At 55.2% G+C, this 248-nt stretch carries 1 protein-coding gene; it reads right to left on the bottom strand.

Annotated features, from left to right (window positions below):
• Positions 1 to 163 precede the first annotated feature (163 nt).
• On the bottom strand, positions 164 to 244 hold the full coding sequence (locus SB724_RS21295) for an SDR family oxidoreductase (RefSeq protein ID WP_410572999.1): 81 nt from the start codon (positions 242 to 244) through the stop codon (positions 164 to 166).
• Positions 245 to 248 lie beyond the last annotated feature (4 nt).

Raw genomic sequence — 248 nt, 5'->3', positions numbered from 1 at the left:
CATGAGGTCATCCTGGTATTCCTTTTCTTTCCGGTAATCCTCATCTGGGGCCTGGTGGCGGTCATCAGCCAGGCCAAGTTCGGTTTCGGGGGAGCGCGTCATTATGATCCTTTCAGCAGAGGGGAAGTCTTCTTCCCCAGGTCTTAGTGGGAAAGCGGTTCGACTATTGCGAGATGAATCCGCCGTCGATAACGAGCTCGCTACCGGTGATGAACTTTGCCTCGTCCGAGGCAAGGTAGAGCATGCCG

Origin of the sequence: Bacillus sp. SIMBA_031, assembly GCF_046535225.1 — a bacterium.
GTDB lineage: Bacteria > Bacillota > Bacilli > Bacillales > Bacillaceae > Bacillus > Bacillus velezensis.
The sequence above is the reverse complement of the archived record's forward strand: the minus strand, read 5'-3'. Positions and strand labels throughout refer to the sequence as shown.

Bases quoted from the DNA above. Each gene is read 5' to 3' on its own strand.
- SB724_RS21295 (WP_410572999.1), bottom strand. From the start codon at position 244: ATGCTCTACCTTGCCTCGGACGAGGCAAAGTTCATCACCGGTAGCGAG.